The sequence below is a fragment of the Enterobacter sp. 50588862 genome, assembly GCF_001462935.1.
Taxonomy (GTDB): Bacteria; Pseudomonadota; Gammaproteobacteria; order Enterobacterales; family Enterobacteriaceae; genus Enterobacter; species Enterobacter bugandensis.
Genome location: NZ_LNHM01000021.1, coordinates 482,714 through 500,386 on the forward strand (window position 1 = coordinate 482,714; position 17,673 = coordinate 500,386).

Here is a 17,673-nt window from a genome sequence, read left to right on the forward strand (position 1 = left end):
GATTACCCCAGGTCGGCCATCAGCACTTTCGAACGGCGCTGATAGTTGTACATCTCTTTCTTCGTTTCCGGCAAAGAATCAATATCCACCGGCGTGAACCCGCGTTCCTGGAACCAGTGAATGCTGCGCGTCGTCAGGACGAACAGCTTGCTCAGCCCCATCTGACGCGCCTGTGCCGCCACGCGCTCAAGCAGCATTTCGCCGCGTGAAGAGCTGCGGTAATCCGGGTGCACCGCCACGCAGGCCATTTCTCCGATTTTCTCTTCCGGGAACGGATAGAGGGCGGCGCAGGCAATGGTCAGGTTATCGCGCTGGATAATGGTGAATTTGTCGATCTCCATCTCCAGCTGCTCGCGGGAGCGACGAACCAGAATACCCTGCTGTTCCAGCGGACGGATCAGCTCCAGAATGCCGCCGATATCGTTGATGGTCGCGCGGCGAATCTGCTCTGCACTTTCCATCACAATCTGGGTGCCAATACCGTCGCGGGAGAACAGCTCCTGCAGCAGAGCTCCGTCTTCCTGATAGCTGATCAGGTGACTACGGCGCACGCCGCTGCGGCAGGCCTTCACGGCGCCACGCAGGAAGCGGACGGTGCCGGAGTGGTAATCCCCTTCGGCTTCCAGCGCTTCAACGCGGGCCTGCGCTTCATTCGGGAAGAGTTCCGGCACAATCACCCCTTCATCGTTTACGACGCCCTGGGAGGAGCAAAACCCAATCATTTTTTCCGCCTTCAGCTTGATCGCCAGCTGGGTGGCAATCTCTTCGGACGTCAGGTTAAAGCTTTCACCGGTTACGGAAACCGCCACCGGCCCCATCAGCACAATGGCACCGCTGTCGAGCTGACGGTGAATGGCCTCTTCATCAATACGACGAATGCGGCCGCTGTGGCAGTAATCCACGCCATCGTCCACGCCGAGCGGCTGGGCAATGATAAAGTTGCCGCTCACGACGTTGATATGCGCGCCCTGTAGCGGCGTGTTGTTCAGGCTCATCGACAGGCGAGCGGTGATATCCAGCTGCAGCAGACCCGCCGCCTGCTTCACCAGCTCCAGGGTTTTGGCATCCGTGACGCGGGTATGTTTGTGGTAAATCGGCTCGTGGTGGTGAGCGGCCAGGTTGGCGTCGATCTGCGGGCGCGCGCCATAGACCACCACCAGGCGGATCCCGAGGCTGTGCAGCAGGCCAATGTCATTGACGATGCTGGAAAAATTTTCATGCTCAATGGCTTCGCCGCCCAGCATGATGACAAACGTTTTTCCCCGGTGGGCGTTGATATAGGGAACAGAATGGCGGAATCCCTGGACCAGTTCGGTTCTACGTTCCTTCACCATGGCACAACCCTTAATGAATGTTTATTCGTAATTTATGTATTTTTATTCGATTGTGGGCGCGTGTGCAAGTGCAAATTTTCTGCGACCTACAGAAATTAATAAGTAATCCGTGCGTTAACGTATGATTGTTTACCCTTTTATAGATGACAGTTTATGCGTCATTCGTTAAAGTTTTCGTTCAATCTGCACTTTTGTATATCAGTTTGTTTTCTTGCTCGGGAGAAGCATGTCGGGATCCAATTCAGCAATAAGCCGCCGCCGTTTGTTAAAAGGGGCCGGGGCAATGTGGTTGCTTAGCGTCAGCCAGGTCGGTCTTGCCGCCACGAGTCAGGTGGTGGCGGTGCGCGTCTGGCCGTCGTCGACCTATACGCGCGTGACGGTTGAATCCAATCGCGTGCTGAAATATAAGCAATTTGCCCTCAGCAACCCTGAACGCGTGGTGGTGGATCTCGAAGGGGTGAACCTCAACTCCGTGCTGAAAGGCATGGCGGCGCAGATCCGCGGTGACGATCCGTTTATTAAATCGGCGCGCGTCGGTCAGTTTGATCCGCAAACCGTGCGCATGGTGTTTGAGCTTAAGCAGAACGTTAAGCCGCAGCTGTTCGCCCTGGCGCCCGTCGCGACGTTTAAAGAGCGTCTGGTGATGGATCTTTACCCGGCGAATGCGACGGATATTCAGGATCCGCTTCTCGCCCTGCTGGAGGATTACAACAAAGGCGATCTTCAGCGTCAGGTGCCGCCTGCGCAAAGCGGCCCGCAGCCGGGGAAAGCAGGGCGCGATCGTCCGATTGTGATCATGCTCGATCCCGGCCACGGCGGCGAAGACTCCGGTGCGGTGGGGAAATATCATACGCGTGAAAAAGACGTGGTGCTGCAAATTGCCCGTCGTCTGAAGGCGTTAATTGATAAAGAGGGCAATATGCGCGCCTACATGACGCGCAATGAGGATGTCTTTATCCCGCTGAAGGTGAGGGTGGCGAAAGCGCAGAAGCAGCGTGCCGATCTGTTCGTCTCGATCCATGCGGATGCCTTTACCAGCCGCCAGCCGAGCGGCTCGTCGGTGTTTGCGCTCTCAACCAAGGGCGCGACCAGTACCGCGGCGCGATACCTTGCGGACACTCAGAACGCCTCGGACCTGATCGGTGGCGTGAGCAAAAGCGGCGACCGCTACGTCGACCACACCATGTTCGACATGGTGCAGTCCCTGACCATTAACGACAGCCTGAAGTTTGGTAAAGCGGTGCTGGGCAAGCTGGGGAATATCAATAAGCTGCACAAAAACAGCGTTGAGCAGGCCGGGTTTGCGGTGCTGAAGGCACCGGATATCCCGTCCATTCTGGTAGAAACCGCGTTTATCAGTAACGTTGAAGAAGAGCGTAAGCTCAAGACGGCAAAGTTCCAGCAGGAGGTGGCGGAGTCGATTCTGGCGGGGATACGGGCCTATTTCTCAGACGGGGCGACGCTGGCGCGGCGCGGGTAGGTTTTTAGCCGGGTGAAATGCCCGGCAAATTCACAAACGGCAGATACAAAAAAACACCCTTAAGGGTGTTTATTTTTTTCAGAAGTGTTGGTTGCGGGGGCCGGATTTGAACCGACGACCTTCGGGTTATGAGCCCGACGAGCTACCAGGCTGCTCCACCCCGCGGCACCGTACTTCTTATCTTTTCTAAAATTTGATTGGTTGCGGGGGCCGGATTTGAACCGACGACCTTCGGGTTATGAGCCCGACGAGCTACCAGGCTGCTCCACCCCGCGTCACCGTACTGCTTATACTTCATCAAATTTTAATTGGTTGCGGGGGCCGGATTTGAACCGACGACCTTCGGGTTATGAGCCCGACGAGCTACCAGGCTGCTCCACCCCGCGTCCGTGGAAGCGCACTATACTCGGATAGGTTTGTGATGCAACCCCTTTTTCACATAAATCATTAACTTTGTATGTAAAGTGAACGGCATTGCGACATTTAGACTATTTTTTGCTCTGAATTTGCCAAAGGGCATGCGATCGCATTTCATTCGCTTTGTCGGTTTGTTATCTTCATCACGCGGAAATGGGCAACTTAAAGACGAGATATAATGAAAGGACGTTGGGCGAAGTATCTGATGGCGGGCGCAATGGTAGCGATTCTTGCGGCCTGTTCTTCCAAACCGACCGATCGCGGTCAGCAGTATAAAGACGGGAAGTTATCCCAGCCTTTCTCTTTAGTTAATCAGCCTGACGCCGTTGGCGCGCCGATCAACGCCGGTGATTTCTCCGAGCAGGTCTACCAGATCCGCAATGCGTCGCCGCGTCTGTATAGCTCACAGAACAATGTTTATAGCGCGGTACAGGACTGGCTGAAGGCGGGCGGCGATACGCGCAACATGCGCCAGTTTGGTATTGATGCCTGGCAAATGGAAGGGGCGGATAACTACGGCAACGTCCAGTTCACCGGCTATTACACGCCCGTGGTTCAGGCGCGACACACGCGCCAGGGCGAGTTCCAGTACCCTATCTACCGTATGCCGCCAAAACGCGGCCGTCTGCCGTCCCGCGCCGAAATCTACGCCGGTGCGCTGAGCGAAAACTACGTCCTGGCCTACAGCAACTCCCTGATGGATAATTTCATCATGGACGTGCAGGGCAGCGGCTACATTGATTTTGGCGACGGTTCACCGCTTAACTTCTTCAGCTATGCCGGGAAAAACGGCCATGCCTACCGCAGCATCGGTAAGGTGCTGATTGACCGCGGCGAAGTGAAAAAAGAAGATATGTCGATGCAGGCGATCCGCGAGTGGGGCGAAAAGCACAGTGAAGCAGAGGTGCGCGAACTGCTGGAGCAGAACCCATCGTTCGTCTTCTTCAAGCCGCAAAACTTCGCCCCGGTGAAAGGGGCCAGCGCTGTGCCGCTGATTGGCCGTGCGTCGGTGGCATCGGATCGTTCTATCATTCCTGCGGGTACCACGCTGCTGGCGGAAGTCCCTCTGCTCGACAACAACGGCAAGTTCAACGGCAAATATGAGCTGCGTCTGATGGTAGCCCTGGATGTGGGCGGAGCGATTAAGGGACAGCACTTTGATATCTATCAGGGCATTGGCCCGGATGCCGGTCACCGTGCAGGCTGGTATAACCACTACGGACGCGTATGGGTGCTGAAGGCCGCGCCGGGCACCGGAAACGTATTCAGCGGCTGATTGTGGTATTCTGAGCGCAATACGGATTACTGTTCAGGGTGAGGAAAACCTCACCCTTTTTACATCTGAGGTTTTATGTCTGTGGTAATCAGTGATGCCTGGCGCCAGCGTTTTGGCGGCACGGCACGTCTCTATGGTGAAAAAGCCCTGCAGCTGTTTGCGGATGCGCACGTCTGCGTCGTGGGCATTGGCGGTGTCGGCTCCTGGGCGGCGGAAGCGCTGGCGAGAACCGGGATTGGCGCAATCACGCTGATTGATATGGATGACGTTTGTGTGACCAACACTAACCGTCAGATCCACGCCCTGCGTGATAACGTCGGCCTGGCGAAGTCCGAGGTGATGGCGGAGCGCATTCGCCTCATTAATCCGGAGTGTCGGGTGACGGTGATCGACGACTTTGTGACGGCAGATAACGTCGCGGAGTACATGAGCAAAGGCTACAGCTATGTGATTGACGCCATCGACAGCGTGCGGCCTAAAGCGGCGCTGATCGCATACTGCCGTCGTTACAAGGTGCCGCTGGTCACGACTGGTGGCGCGGGCGGGCAAATCGATCCCACGCAGATCCAGGTTGCCGATCTGGCGAAAACCATTCAGGATCCGCTGGCTGCCAAGCTGCGTGAACGCCTGAAGAGCGACTTCAATGTGGTGAAGAACAGCAAGGGCAAGCTGGGCGTCGACTGCGTGTTCTCCACCGAAGCGCTGGTCTACCCGCAGGCGGATGGTTCAGTTTGTGCGATGAAAAGCACGGCGGAAGGGCCAAAACGCATGGACTGCGCGTCAGGCTTTGGGGCGGCCACCATGGTAACCGCCTCTTTTGGCTTTGTGGCGGTCTCTCACGCCCTGAAGAAAATGATGGCGAAGGCGGAACGTCAGGCCTGAGCCTGACGTGCGGCGTCCAGCACCGCGTCGCTGAGCGCGATCAGGCCCTGACCGCGCGAGGCGCTAAGCTGTGCGCGCAGCCCCAGCTCGTCGAACAGCGCCAGCGGCGAGTGCGTTAACAATTCCGCCGCGCTTTTCCCCTCAATGGCGGTTAACAGGACCGCCAGCAGGCCCCGGACGATGCGCCCTTCGCTGTCGCCGAAGAAATGCAGCTTCTCGCCGGAGACGCTCACGCCCAGCCAGACGCGGTTTTCACAGCCCGCAATTTCTTTCGCCTGCGCTTTAAGATCGTCGGAAAGAGCTGGGAGCTGTTTACCCAGCAGGATCAGCTGACGATATTTATCTTCCCACTGCTGGAGCGGGGCGAAGGTCTGTTTTAAGGTCTCTTCAGTGATGACCGTGCCAAACGGATGTCCGGCTAAAGCAGCGCTAGTCATTAATCCACCAGTATTTCAAGGGCGCGGTCAACGGCGCTAACCAGCGCGTCGACATCGCTTTGGGTATTATACGGCGCAAACGAGGCGCGCAGCGTACCGCTGACGCCGAGCGCCGCCAGCAGCGGCTGGGCGCAGTGCTGTCCTGCGCGCAGGGCAATGCCGTATCCTGCCAGCAGCGTCACCATATCGCTATGATGCACGCCAGCAAAATCAAAGGCGAGCAGGCTGGAATCCTGAACGCGGAACGAGCGGAAACCCGGGCGTTTTTTCAGTTCTTCCTCTGCCAGCGTCGCCAGTCCTCGGCTCCAGCTTTCCGCCTGAACCGCGTCCGTTTCCGCCAGCCATTCAAGTGCGGCGCTGAGGCCGATGACCCCGGCCACGTTCGGCGTGCCCGCTTCCAGACGGTAAGGCACCTCCTGCGTTTTAAAACCGTCGAAGGTCACTTCGGTAATCATTTTGCCGCCGCCGAGCCACGGCGTCATTTTTGCCAGCAGTTCTGGCTTACCGTACAGCGCGCCAATCCCGGTTGGCCCGTAGAGTTTGTGTCCGGAGAAGGCGTAGAAGTCGATATCCAGCGCCTGCACATCAGCGGGGAAATGAACCACGCCCTGAGCACCGTCGACCATCACCACCACGCCGCTGGCATGGGCAATCTCAATGGCGCGAGCCAGATCCGGACAGCCGCCGGTGACGTTGGACATCTGCCCCAGCGCCAGAATACGGCTGCGGGGGGTAATCAGCTCAGGGAGACGGGCCACGTCAGGCAGAAAGTCTGCACTCAACGGGAGCTTAATAACGCGCGCGCCCGTTTGCTCAGCCACCATCAGCCACGGCACCAGGTTAGCGTGGTGCTCTGCTTCGCTGACAATGATCTCGTCCCCTGGCTGCAGCAGCGGGCGGGCATAACTCTGGGCCACCATATTGATGGCTTCGGTCGTGCCGCGCGTCCAGACGATATTTTTCCCGCTTTCGGCATTGATCAAGCGTGCAACCTGATCGCGTGCGGCTTCATAGCGCGCGGTCAGGCGCTGCGCTTCGGCAAACTGGCTGCGATGTACGTTGCCGGCGCTCAGGCTGTAGAACTGCTGCGTGGCCTCGATCACCGCCTGGGGCTTCAGGGCCGTGGCGGCGCTATCAAGATAAATACCGGCATCGGCCAGCGCCGGAAACTGTGCGCGAAACTGCGCAGGACTGAAAGCGTTCATGGAATTCCTCGTGTCGATAGAGAGATCGTCGCGCAATTTCTGCGGCAGGGCAAGGAGGTTGATATCTATCAGATTTGTCTGCTTATCCTGGCGACCTCGAAAAAGCAGGTTATGCTAAATAGTGTTAGGCGGATGTTTTAGCCTGTTATAAATCGAGGTTTGAATAGCATTAATTGCTAAAGGAGAATAATCATGAATAAGACAGCTGCAATCATTTCTGCCTGTGCGTTTACTTTTGCCCTGAGCGCCTGTTCTGGTAACAACTACGTGATGCACACAAACGATGGTCGTTCTATCGTTTCGGAAGGGAAACCGACTACCGATAACGATACCGGGATGATTTCGTACAAAGATGCTAACGGGAACAAGCAGCAGATCAACCGCACGGACGTGAAAGAGATGAAAGAGATCGAGCATTAACCGATCGCAGGCGAAAAAAAAGCACCGCAAATTGGCGGTGCTACATTAATCACTATGGACAGACAGGGTAAATGTACAGGAAGTGAAAAATTGGTAGCGTTGCTACCGTGGTCTGAATCGCAGACCAATTGCAAACACAACAACACAACATCACAACCGTAAGCCAAAAGCCCTTCAGAACACGCATTCCGAAAAAAGCTCTTCGTTCCGGCTCAGGAAGTGCCGCCACTATAGGTATTTGCTGGTAGTTCCTCAACGGACAAATTATAATGGCTCAGATAAAAAAAACTAATAGGTTAAACGTTGTTTCCTGTTTGTTAAATTCCGTTAACATCTAAGCCAGATAACCATGTCCAAGCGATTGCCACCCCTTAATGCATTACGCGTTTTTGATGCAGCAGCACGTCACCTGAGCTTCACCCGTGCGGCAGATGAGCTTTTTGTGACACAGGCCGCAGTAAGTCACCAAATCAAGTCCCTGGAGGATTTCCTGGGCCTTAAGCTGTTCCGCCGACGCAATCGTTCCTTGCTGTTGACCGAAGAGGGGCAGAGCTATTTTCAGGATATTAAAGAGATTTTTTCCCAGCTCACGGAAGCCACGCGTAAGCTGCAGGCCCGCAGTGCAAAAGGTGCCCTGACTGTTAGTTTATTACCCAGTTTTGCCATTCAGTGGCTGGTGCCTAGACTCTCAAGCTTTAACTCAGCTTATCCGGGGATCGACGTTCGAATCCAGGCGGTGGATCGTCAGGAAGACAAGCTGGCCGATGATGTGGATGTCGCCATTTTTTATGGTCGCGGCAACTGGCCGGGCTTGCGTGTCGAGAAATTATACGCAGAATATCTGCTGCCGGTCTGTTCGCCTCTGCTTTTAACAGGTGACAAGGCGCTGAAAACACCCGCTGACCTGGCGCAGCATACGCTTTTACATGATGCCTCTCGCCGCGACTGGCAAACTTATACCCGTCAATTAGGTCTTAGTCATATAAACGTGCAGCAGGGCCCCATTTTTAGCCATAGTGCGATGGTGCTACAGGCTGCCATTCACGGACAGGGCGTGGCGTTGGCGAACAACGTGATGGCGCAGTCCGAAATTGAGGCAGGCCGTCTGGTTTGCCCTTTTAATGATGTACTGGTCAGCAAGAATGCATTTTATCTGGTTTGTCATGACAGTCAGGCAGAACTGGGTAAAATAGCCGCCTTCCGGCAGTGGATACTGGCGAAAGCGGCAAGCGAGCAAGAAAAATTCCGCTTCAGGTATGAACAATAATGTTTGTGTGCCGGGCACGCATTAATTCAGGACTTAAACATGACCAGCCGATTCATGCTGATTTTTGCCGCGGTGAGTGGCTTTATTTTTGTTGCACTGGGCGCCTTTGGCGCGCACGTATTGAGCAAGTCTTTGGGCGCCGTCGAGATGGGCTGGATCCAGACCGGCCTTGAATACCAGGCGTTTCATACGCTGGCTATTTTTGGGCTGGCGGTGGCGATGCAGCGCCGGATAAGCATCTGGTTTTACTGGAGTAGCGTATTTATGGCGCTGGGTACCGTGCTGTTTAGCGGCAGCCTTTACTGTCTGGCCCTCTCGCATTTGCGCCTGTGGGCGTTTGTTACACCTGTCGGCGGCGTGAGCTTCCTGGCGGGTTGGGTATTAATGTTTATCGGAGCTATCCGTCTGAAACGCAAGGGCGTTGTTCATGAATAAGGTTGTTTTATATTGTCGCCCGGGGTTTGAGAAAGAGTGCGCCGCGGAAATTACCGATAAAGCGGCGAAGCGCGAAGTCTTCGGCTTTGCTCGCGTAAAAGAAAATGCGGGCTATGTGGTATTCGAATGTTATCAGCCTGAAGACGCCGACAAGCTGGCGCGCGAGCTGCCGTTCAGCTCGCTGATTTTCGCCCGCCAGATGTTCGTCGCGGGTGAGTTGCTGAAAGATCTTCCGCCGGAAGATCGCATCACGCCGATTGTGGGCATGCTGCAGGGCGTGGTGGAGAAGGGCGGCGACCTGCGCGTTGAGGTTGCCGATACCAACGAAAGCAAAGAGCTGATGAAGTTTTGCCGTAAGTTCACCGTGCCGCTGCGCGCAGCGCTGCGTGACGCGGGCATACTGACAAACTACGAAACGCCGAAGCGTCCGGTGGTGCATATCTTCTTTATCGCACCGGGCTGCTGCTATGCGGGCTATTCGTACACCAATAACAATTCGCCATTCTTTATGGGCATCCCGCGCCTGAAGTTCCCGGCAGATGCGCCGAGCCGTTCAACCCTGAAGCTGGAAGAGGCGTTTCACGTCTTTATCCCGGCAGATGAGTGGGACGAGCGTCTGGCTAACGGCATGTATGCCGTCGACCTTGGCGCGTGCCCGGGCGGCTGGACCTATCAGCTGGTGAAACGCAACATGTGGGTGTCGTCTGTGGATAACGGTCCAATGGCGCAAAGCCTGATGGACACCGGACAGGTCACCTGGCTGCGAGAAGACGGTTTCCGCTATCGCCCAACCCGCAACAACATCTCGTGGATGGTGTGCGACATGGTGGAGAAGCCGGCGAAAGTGGCCGCGCTGATGGCCTCCTGGCTGGTGAACGGCTGGTGCCGTGAGACCATTTTCAACCTCAAGCTGCCGATGAAAAAGCGCTACGAGGAGGTATCCCAGAACCTGGCCTATATTCAGGCACAGCTGGATGAGCACGGTATTAACGTGGAGATCCAGGCGCGTCAGTTGTACCACGACCGCGAAGAGGTGACGGTACACATTCGTCGCTGGTGGGCGGCTGTAGGCGGACGTCGCGACGAGCGATAGTGCGTGCTTTGTTTTGCCCGGTGGCGCTGCGCTTACCGGGCCTACAAAACGGTGTTGACGTTTTAACGTTCTAACCGCAACTGCTGTAAATTCCCGTCCAGCTGTAAATCTGTCTGTAGCGTCGCCACCTCGCGGCAGATAAACGCCATCTCTTTATGCGCCTCCAGCTTCTTGCGCCACTTTTCTGGCACCTCATCCAGACGGGCGTAAATCCCTTCCAGACTCTGAAAATCGGTCAGCAACTGGGCGGCGCTCTTTGGTCCAATACCGGCGACACCCGGAACCTTAGAGCTGCTGATGCCTGCCAGACCCCAATAATCCGGCAGTTGCTCAGGCAAGACGCCGAACTCGCTGGCAATAAACGGCGCGTCCAGCCAGCGTTTTTGAAAATAGTCGCGAATGCGGATAGTTGGGGAGAGCAGCTGGCAGTAGCCTTTGTCAGTTGAAACGATAGTGGCCTGATGCCCGGCACTTGCCACTTTTACGGCCAGGGTGGCCGCGAGATCGTCGGCTTCATTGCCCTGTGCACCCCAGCAGGGGACGCCACGCTGCACAAAGGCGGCACGCAGGGCGGGCATTTCGGCATGCAGGTCGTCCGGCATCGGCGCGCGTCCGGCTTTGTAGTCGGGCAGGCGCTGATGTCGCCAGCCGCTGTTGCGCGCTTCGTCATCAAACACGGCCACGACGTGCGTCGGCTCGCTGTGGCGAATAAGCTGCTCCAGCGCGTGCAGGCAGGTGTCCTTGCAGGGCGTGCCTTGTACCGCATGGATTCGGCGAATCAGATTGAGCGCGTCGACGATAAGCAAATGAACAGCCACAGATATTCTCCCTTAAATCTAATGGGTAAAGGGTATCACTGTCGGCAGGATGAAACGAATAGCGTGAGGGAAAACAGGAAGAAGCCTCGCAAAACGAGGCTTCCTGAGAGGCTTAATCGCAGGTTACGATCTTCATCGCCAGGCCGCCGCGAGAGGTTTCGCGGTATTTGGCGTTCATATCTTTACCGGTTTCGTACATGGTTTCGATAACTTTATCGAGACAGACGCGCGGCTCACTGGTGCGGCGCAGCGCCATACGCGCCGCGTTCACCGCTTTGACGGAGGCGATGGCGTTACGCTCGATGCACGGCACCTGTACCTGTCCGGCAACCGGATCGCAGGTGAGCCCCAGGTTATGTTCCATGCCGATTTCCGCAGCGATGCAGACCTGCGCCGGGCTTGCGCCCAACAGCTCCGCCAGGCCCGCCGCCGCCATGGAGCATGCCACGCCGACTTCGCCCTGACAGCCTACTTCCGCACCGGAAATGGAGGCGTTCATTTTATACAGAGAACCAATCGCGCTGGCGACCAGCAGGTAGCGCGCCAGGGAGTTAGCGTTCACTTCACGGATAAACTTGTCGTAGTACGCCAGCACGGCCGGAACGATACCGCAGGCACCGTTGGTTGGTGCCGTGACGACGCGGCCCCCTGCGGCGTTCTCTTCGTTCACCGCCAGGGCGAACATGTTGATCCAGTCGACGACGGCCATCGGGTCCGTTGTCGTTTTGTCGGTGCTCACAAGCATACGACGCAGCGCCGCCGCACGACGCGGTACGCGAAGCTTGCCCGGCAGAACGCCTTCGGTGGTGATCCCGCGCTCAATGCCGCCGCGCATCACTTCCCAGACGCTAGCGAAGTGCTGTTCCAGCTCCTCTTTGCTGTGAAGGGCCAGCTCGTTTTTCATCATCAGGCCAGAGAGGGAAAGCCCCGTCTCCTGGCAGTGGCGCTGGAGATCTGCCGCGGTTTTGTACGGATACGGCACCTCAACAGGAGAGGTGGTGGTTTGACCAAAGTGGTCTTCGTCGACGATAAAGCCGCCGCCGATGGAGTAATACGTCTGGCTGTAAACCGCTTTGTCGCCGGCCAGCGCGGTAATGCGCATGCCGTTTTCGTGCAGCGACAGGTTGTCCGCATGGAAATTCATGCAGTGGTCAACCGGGAATTCAACCTCATGCTCACCGTTTGCCAGCAGCAAACGACCGTGGGTGTTCACGTCCTGGATGAAGCCAGGGATCGCGTCAATATCAACGGTATCCGGCAGATTTCCCGCCAGGCCCATGATAATGGCGATATCGGTATGGTGGCCTTTCCCGGTCAGGGAAAGCGAGCCGTACACATCGACAACCACGCGGGTGATGTCGTGCAGAATGCCGCGTGCAATCAAGTCATCCGTGAACTGCTTACCGGCTTTCATTGGTCCGACGGTGTGAGAGCTGGAAGGACCAATACCGATTTTGAAAATATCGAATACGCTAATCATGATGCGTCCATTGCTTTCAGTCAGAGGGGGAGGAGTGCGCCGCCCGAAGGCGGCGCGGGCGTTCATCAGAACATGGTGTACAGGGAGTAGAAGATCGCAGAGATAGCGATAAGGCCCATGATAACCACAAACACGTTGCTGACCTGGCCGCTGTACTTGCGCATGGCAGGCACTTTCTGAATCGCGTACATCGGCATCAGGAACAGAATCATCGCGATAACCGGGCCACCCAGGGTTTCAATCATGCCCAGGATGCTTGGGTTCAGGGTCGCTACCGCCCAGGTGGTGAGCAGCATGAACAGTGCAGTGATTTTGTTCAGCTTGTTGATTTCAATGCTCTTGCCTTTACCGCGCAGAGATTTAATCACCATACCGTTGAAGCCTTCACGCGCGCCCAGGTAGTGGCCCAGGAAGGATTTGGTGATGGCGATCATCGCGATGATCGGTGCCATCCACGCAATCAGCGGTGCGTTAAAGTGGTTCGCCAGGTAAGACAGAATAGAGATGTTCTGTTCTTTCGCTGCCGCCAGGTCCGCCGGGGAGAGGCTCAGTACGCAGCTGAAGACGAAGAACATCACGGTCAGCACCATCATCACGTGAGCGCGGGCCAGGATGCTGGAGCACTTCTTCTCTGCACCATTACCGTACTCTTCGCGTTTCGCCACGGCGAAAGAGGAGATGATTGGAGAGTGGTTGAAGGAGAAGACCATTACCGGGATCGCCAGCCACAGGGTCATCAGCAGGCCGTTACCGGTCGCAGACGCGCTGCTCAGGGACAGGGTTTCCAGCGCTGCACCGTTCCACTGTGGGATCAGGTAGCAGGCCAGCAGCATCAGCGCAGCCACAAACGGGAAGACCAGCACGCTCATGGCCTTAACAATCATCTGCTCGCCGAAGCGCACGATGGTCATCATGCCGACGATCAGTATCAGAGACAGAATGGCACGCGGTGGCGGCGTCATGTGCAGCTGGTGCGTCATGAAGCTTTCAACGGTGTTGGTGATCGCCACGCTGTAGACGAGCAGGATTGGGTAAATCGCGAAGAAGTAGAGCAGGGTAATCAGTTTACCTGCGCCAACGCCGAAATGTTCTTCAACCACTTCGGTGATGTCTTCGCCCGGGTTTTTACCGGACAGCACGAAGCGGGTCAGACCGCGGTGAGCGAAGTAGGTCATAGGGAAGGCGATGATGGCCATGATGATCAGCGGAATCAGACCGCCGACGCCTGCGTTGATAGGAAGGAACAGTACACCAGCGCCGATTGCCGTGCCGTAAAGGCCCAGCATCCACATGGTATCCGTTTTGCGCCAACCACTTCGGGATTCAATCGAAGCAACGGTGCTGGTTTGAGTGGTTTCCATCTGTATCTCCTGGAGGAAGCAAATTGTCAGGTTTTTAGTCAAATCCGATGAAAAAGTGCCTGACGGTAATATGAAATTCGTTCAGTGACGGTTTTTTAATAATTTTCGCCCGTAACTATTGGCGGGCGGAAAGATACATTCTCGTTATGAATCTATCAGTGATCGCGATCCCAAATGCAATAATCCACTTATGATGTGGGCATCTTTAGACCATTTATCTGTTAAAAAAACATCAAATAGAATTTACGGGCGCGAAGGCTACCACCAACGACATGTGGGCTAAAAGAGCGGCCCGCAATATAGGTGTCTTCCGCTGTAAAGATATGGGTTTTTAGGATTTTCTTGCGGGTAATTTAGTTTAAGGCTGATAAATTACGGTTGTTAAATGGAGGTAATCGATTGCGTTCGCCGTAAGTTTGTTAAATTTATAAGTGAAGCCTATGAATTGATTCGGTAATAAAAAAAGCCGGGATCCGCTACAGGGTGCCCCGGCTTTGAGGAGAAGAAACTGAGCGTTACGTGCAGATTTCGTAGCACGGAATGTAGGCTGAACCCGGCAACTTCATGCGGTGTTGAGCCACAAAGCCCTGAAGCATGTCGTCCATACGGCGCATCATCTCCGGGTCGCCGTGGATCTTGTACGGACCATACTGCTCAATCGCGCGGATGCCCATCTCCTTCACGTTGCCCGCCACAATCCCGGAGAAGGCGCGACGCAGGTCGGCGGCCAGCACTTCCACCGGCTGGTCCGGGTAGAGTTTCAGGTTCGCCATATTTTCATGGGTCGGCTCGAACGGGATCTGCAGGTCAGGCGCAATACGGATTGACCAGTTAAAGCTGTACGCATCACCGGTATCACGACGATTCTCTTTCACCAGCGGCATCGCTTTTTTCATCTGGCGCGCCACTTCCGCCGCATCATCAATGATGATGCGATAGTGACGACGCGCGGTTTCTCCCAGCGTATGCACGATAAACTCGTCCAGCACGCGGAAGTAGTCGGCGCTCTCTTTCGGGCCGGTCAGGATCAGTGGCAGAACCTGATCTTTGTTGGCCGGGTTCATCAGAATCCCCAGCAGATAGAGCAACTCTTCCGCCGTTCCCACGCCGCCCGGGAAGATGATAATCCCGTGAGCGATACGAACAAACGCCTCAAGACGCTTCTCGATATCCGGCATGATAATCAGCTCATTGACCAGCGGGTTAGGCGGCTCAGCGGCGATGATTGACGGCTCGGTCATGCCGATAAACCGCCCTTCTTTGTAACGCTGCTGCGCATGACCCACGGCTGCACCTTTCATTGGTGCTTCCATTGCACCCGGACCACAGCCGGTACAGATATTCAGCTCGCGCAGGCCAAGCTGCGTTCCGACCCGACGGGCATAGAGATATTCGGTTTCGTTAATCGAGTGGCCGCCCCAGCAGACGACCATGTTTGGTGCTTCGCCAACGTGCAGGGCGCGGGCGTTGCGCAGAATAGAGAACACCAGGTTGGTGATATGAACGGAGCTTTCCAGGTCGAGATGCTGGAAGCGGCCCGCGTTGTGAATCTGCCCGTTAACAAACAGGATGTCGCGCAGGACGGCAAACAGGTTGGCCTGAAGGGAACGAATGATACGTCCGTCGACAAAGGCCTCTTCCGGCGGGTTGATCACTTCCAGTTTCACGCCACGCTCGCGGCGCAGCACGTTAATATCAAAGCTTTCGAAGCGGGACAGCAGTTCTTTACTGTTATCTGTCAGGCTTCCGGAGTTCAGTACGGCAAGTGAACAGTTACGAAACAGTTGATAAAGATCGCTGCTGACCGTGCGTTTAAGCATGTCCACTTCCAGCTGCGACAACATATCCATTGAGCCAAGCGGGCTAATATGTGTAATCAAGTGAGCTCCTTATGGGACGATTATCGTCATTCCCTTTGATTACAATAGCCCTGGCACGTGACGTTTCACAACACTTCGGCGGAATACCGCACGCATATTGTGAAAATATTTATATTATTGACGCACCAGCCGGCCCGTTGCTGGCACAAAATCGGTGTTGGTGCGCCACGGGTTAATGTCCAGCCCGCCACGGCGGGTATAGCGCGCGTAAACGCTCAGTTTCTCCGGCTGGCAGAAACGCTGAATATCGTTAAAAATACGCTCCACGCACTGCTCGTGAAATTCGTTGTGATGGCGGAACGACACCAGATAGCGCAGCAGTTTTTCCCGGTCAATTTTCGGGCCGCGGTACTGGATCTGCACCGAACCCCAGTCCGGCTGGTGGGTAATCAGGCAGTTGGACTTCAGCAAATGGCTGACGAGCGTCTCTTCAACCACTTTTCCGCCCGCCGCGTTTTCGAGGTAATCGGCGCTGAATTCATAATTCTCCACCTCGATGTCCTGCTCGTCGATGCAGGTCCCGTGGAAGTGGGCAATGGGCTGTCCTTCCAGCTCGTGCAGGCGGTATAACGAGACGGACACGTTCCCCTGCGCGCAGGCGGCTAAATCCCGCTCCAGCGTTTGCTGAACCTCGTCCCAGCTGTTGAATCGGGTCTGGTTGAAGCTGTTGAGATAGAGCTTAAAGCTTTTGGACTCGACCAGGTTCACGCTGGCATAGTCCAGCTCAACGTGGCCCACGGCCACCTGCGGCAGACCGCGCTCGTTAAGCCAGGAGAGTTCGTACAGCGTCCAGATATCGCCGCCGACAAACGGCAACGCGTCCGCATGCAGTCCAAGAGGATCGCGGTTCAGGCTGCGCGGCACGCCCTGCAGCAGGCTTGCATCGTAGGTATCGCGGTAATCGGTCGATTTACCCAGCGTTAGGCCGGTTAACGCCTGATGATTTTCGTAAGACATGTTTCATAGCCACTTTACAGGTACACTTATGGGCAGAGTTTATCCTGTCTTACAAGAAGAGAGAAATCGGTGGACATCGAAACTGCAAATGCCCTTACTACCTTCACAACCCGCTATTGCGACGCGTGGCATGAAAAGCACGGAACATGGCCACAAAGCGCTGATTTATATGGCGTGCCGTCGCCGTGCATTATCTCTTCGCAGGATGACTATGTTATCTGGCAGCCGAAGCCCAATACCGCTGAGCAAAATGTAAATGCGGTTGAACGGGCTATGGACCTTGTGGTACAACCAGCGGTTCACGCGTTTTATGCCACGCAGTTCGCAGGGGATATGCCCGCGCGCTTGGGTGATTTGACGCTGACGCTGTTGCAGACCTGGAGCGAAGACGATCTGCAGCGTGTTCAGGAAAACCTGATTGGTCATCTGGTCACGCAAAAACGCCTTAAGCTTTCTCCGACGCTCTTTATTGCCACGCTGGACAGCGAACTGGATGTGATATCCGTCTGCAACCTGTCCGGGGAAGTGATTAAAGAGACCATCGGTACCCGCAATCGCGAAACGCTCGCCCCCTCTCTTGCGGATTTCCTTACCCGGCTTGAGCCGCTTCTGTAATCCATGATGCTACGACGCGTGTGAGAGATCTCTTACAAGGTTTGTGAGAGATCGCTGGATCATTCAGTATTGCCTTATTTAATTCAGATTAATATCACTCTGTTTTTCAAAGAATTAGTTGTTCATCGCATCTTTTTTAGGGATTTCTTACGGCTTACAGTGCTGCAAGGGTGGGTTGTAAGACGAAGCGGAATAGCGGATTCTATCTCCGTCGGCAGGACGCCGACACGAGAAACGAACATCAGGATGATGGCGTTTCTTACTCAGGACACGTCAGGATGGCGCTGCAGGAAGGCTTCAGGATGAAGCAAAAGGA

The 17,673-nt window shown here is 55.5% G+C and carries 16 protein-coding genes and 3 tRNA genes; 8 read left to right on the top strand and 11 right to left on the bottom strand.

Going from position 1 to position 17,673, the window contains the following annotated elements; all coding sequences use genetic code 11:
* Positions 1-2: 2 nt before the first annotated feature.
* Positions 3-1,334: an amino-acid N-acetyltransferase gene (gene argA / locus APT89_RS10160; RefSeq protein ID WP_014885072.1), complete on the bottom strand. Its 1,332-nt coding sequence runs from the start codon at positions 1,332-1,334 to the stop codon at positions 3-5.
* Positions 1,335-1,560: 226 nt separating this feature from the next.
* Here argA and amiC point away from each other — a divergent pair, with 226 nt between their 5' ends.
* Positions 1,561-2,814 (top strand): N-acetylmuramoyl-L-alanine amidase AmiC, encoded by a 1,254-nt coding sequence (amiC, locus tag APT89_RS10165; RefSeq protein ID WP_014885071.1) that lies wholly within the window; start codon positions 1,561-1,563, stop codon positions 2,812-2,814.
* A gap of 88 nt (positions 2,815-2,902) precedes the next feature.
* On the opposite strand, the gene APT89_RS10170 is transcribed toward amiC, so the two are convergent.
* The 3 genes from APT89_RS10170 to APT89_RS10180 all read right to left on the bottom strand — a co-directional run bounded on the left by APT89_RS10170 (position 2,903) and on the right by APT89_RS10180 (position 3,200).
* Positions 2,903-2,979 (bottom strand) — tRNA-Met (locus tag APT89_RS10170).
* Positions 2,980-3,012: 33 nt separating this feature from the next.
* Positions 3,013-3,089: transfer RNA gene (locus tag APT89_RS10175), tRNA-Met, on the bottom strand.
* Positions 3,090-3,123: 34 nt separating this feature from the next.
* Positions 3,124-3,200 (bottom strand) — tRNA-Met (locus APT89_RS10180).
* 209 nt (positions 3,201-3,409) lie between these two features.
* Here APT89_RS10180 and mltA point away from each other — a divergent pair.
* Both mltA and tcdA read left to right on the top strand, forming a co-directional pair.
* Positions 3,410-4,507 carry a murein transglycosylase A gene (gene mltA / locus APT89_RS10185; RefSeq protein WP_028014275.1) on the top strand — a complete coding sequence of 366 codons (1,098 nt, stop codon included), beginning with the start codon at positions 3,410-3,412 and terminating at the stop codon, positions 4,505-4,507.
* Between the two features lie 75 nt (positions 4,508-4,582).
* Positions 4,583-5,389, top strand: coding sequence for a tRNA cyclic N6-threonylcarbamoyladenosine(37) synthase TcdA (gene tcdA / locus APT89_RS10190; protein WP_006811804.1), 807 nt, complete (start codon positions 4,583-4,585; stop codon positions 5,387-5,389).
* On the opposite strand, the gene csdE is transcribed toward tcdA, so the two are convergent.
* Positions 5,380-5,826 carry a cysteine desulfurase sulfur acceptor subunit CsdE gene (gene csdE / locus APT89_RS10195; RefSeq protein ID WP_047364461.1) on the bottom strand — a complete coding sequence of 149 codons (447 nt, stop codon included), beginning with the start codon at positions 5,824-5,826 and terminating at the stop codon, positions 5,380-5,382. The genes tcdA and csdE overlap by 10 nt on opposite strands.
* A complete protein-coding gene (csdA, locus tag APT89_RS10200) occupies positions 5,826-7,031 on the bottom strand; it encodes a cysteine desulfurase CsdA (protein WP_045629957.1) in 1,206 nt (401 codons plus the stop codon). The genes csdE and csdA overlap by 1 nt, the downstream gene beginning before the upstream one ends.
* A 192-nt stretch (positions 7,032-7,223) precedes the next feature.
* Here csdA and APT89_RS10205 point away from each other — a divergent pair, with 192 nt between their 5' ends.
* From APT89_RS10205 to rlmM, 4 genes are all read left to right on the top strand, one after another.
* Positions 7,224-7,451: a YgdI/YgdR family lipoprotein gene (locus APT89_RS10205; protein WP_008499648.1), complete on the top strand. Its 228-nt coding sequence runs from the start codon at positions 7,224-7,226 to the stop codon at positions 7,449-7,451.
* Between the two features lie 349 nt (positions 7,452-7,800).
* Positions 7,801-8,718, top strand: a complete 918-nt coding sequence (gene gcvA / locus APT89_RS10210) for a glycine cleavage system transcriptional regulator GcvA (RefSeq protein ID WP_014885066.1) — start codon at positions 7,801-7,803, stop codon at positions 8,716-8,718.
* Between the two features lie 39 nt (positions 8,719-8,757).
* Positions 8,758-9,153, top strand: a complete 396-nt coding sequence (locus APT89_RS10215) for a DUF423 domain-containing protein (protein ID WP_028014272.1) — start codon at positions 8,758-8,760, stop codon at positions 9,151-9,153.
* Complete coding sequence (gene rlmM, locus APT89_RS10220) at positions 9,146-10,246, top strand: 23S rRNA (cytidine(2498)-2'-O)-methyltransferase RlmM (RefSeq protein ID WP_028014271.1); 1,101 nt, start codon at positions 9,146-9,148, stop codon at positions 10,244-10,246. The genes APT89_RS10215 and rlmM overlap by 8 nt, the downstream gene beginning before the upstream one ends.
* A 62-nt stretch (positions 10,247-10,308) precedes the next feature.
* Here the strand turns inward: rlmM and xni are convergent, their stop codons facing one another.
* From xni to queF, 5 genes are all read right to left on the bottom strand, one after another.
* Positions 10,309-11,064: a flap endonuclease Xni gene (gene xni, locus APT89_RS10225; protein WP_060572245.1), complete on the bottom strand. Its 756-nt coding sequence runs from the start codon at positions 11,062-11,064 to the stop codon at positions 10,309-10,311.
* 112 nt (positions 11,065-11,176) lie between these two features.
* Positions 11,177-12,544 carry an L-serine ammonia-lyase II gene (sdaB, locus tag APT89_RS10230; RefSeq protein WP_045629955.1) on the bottom strand — a complete coding sequence of 456 codons (1,368 nt, stop codon included), beginning with the start codon at positions 12,542-12,544 and terminating at the stop codon, positions 11,177-11,179.
* A 65-nt stretch (positions 12,545-12,609) separates the two neighbouring features.
* Positions 12,610-13,905: an HAAAP family serine/threonine permease gene (locus APT89_RS10235; protein WP_028014268.1), complete on the bottom strand. Its 1,296-nt coding sequence runs from the start codon at positions 13,903-13,905 to the stop codon at positions 12,610-12,612.
* 515 nt (positions 13,906-14,420) lie between these two features.
* On the bottom strand, positions 14,421-15,785 hold the full coding sequence (gene ppnN, locus APT89_RS10240) for a nucleotide 5'-monophosphate nucleosidase PpnN (RefSeq protein WP_060572248.1): 1,365 nt from the start codon (positions 15,783-15,785) through the stop codon (positions 14,421-14,423).
* A gap of 114 nt (positions 15,786-15,899) precedes the next feature.
* On the bottom strand, positions 15,900-16,742 hold the full coding sequence (gene queF / locus APT89_RS10245; RefSeq protein WP_041908401.1) for an NADPH-dependent 7-cyano-7-deazaguanine reductase QueF: 843 nt from the start codon (positions 16,740-16,742) through the stop codon (positions 15,900-15,902).
* Between the two features lie 69 nt (positions 16,743-16,811).
* Between queF and syd the strand changes: the two genes are divergently transcribed.
* Positions 16,812-17,357: a SecY-interacting protein gene (gene syd, locus APT89_RS10250; RefSeq protein WP_028014266.1), complete on the top strand. Its 546-nt coding sequence runs from the start codon at positions 16,812-16,814 to the stop codon at positions 17,355-17,357.
* Positions 17,358-17,673: the final 316 nt, after the last annotated feature.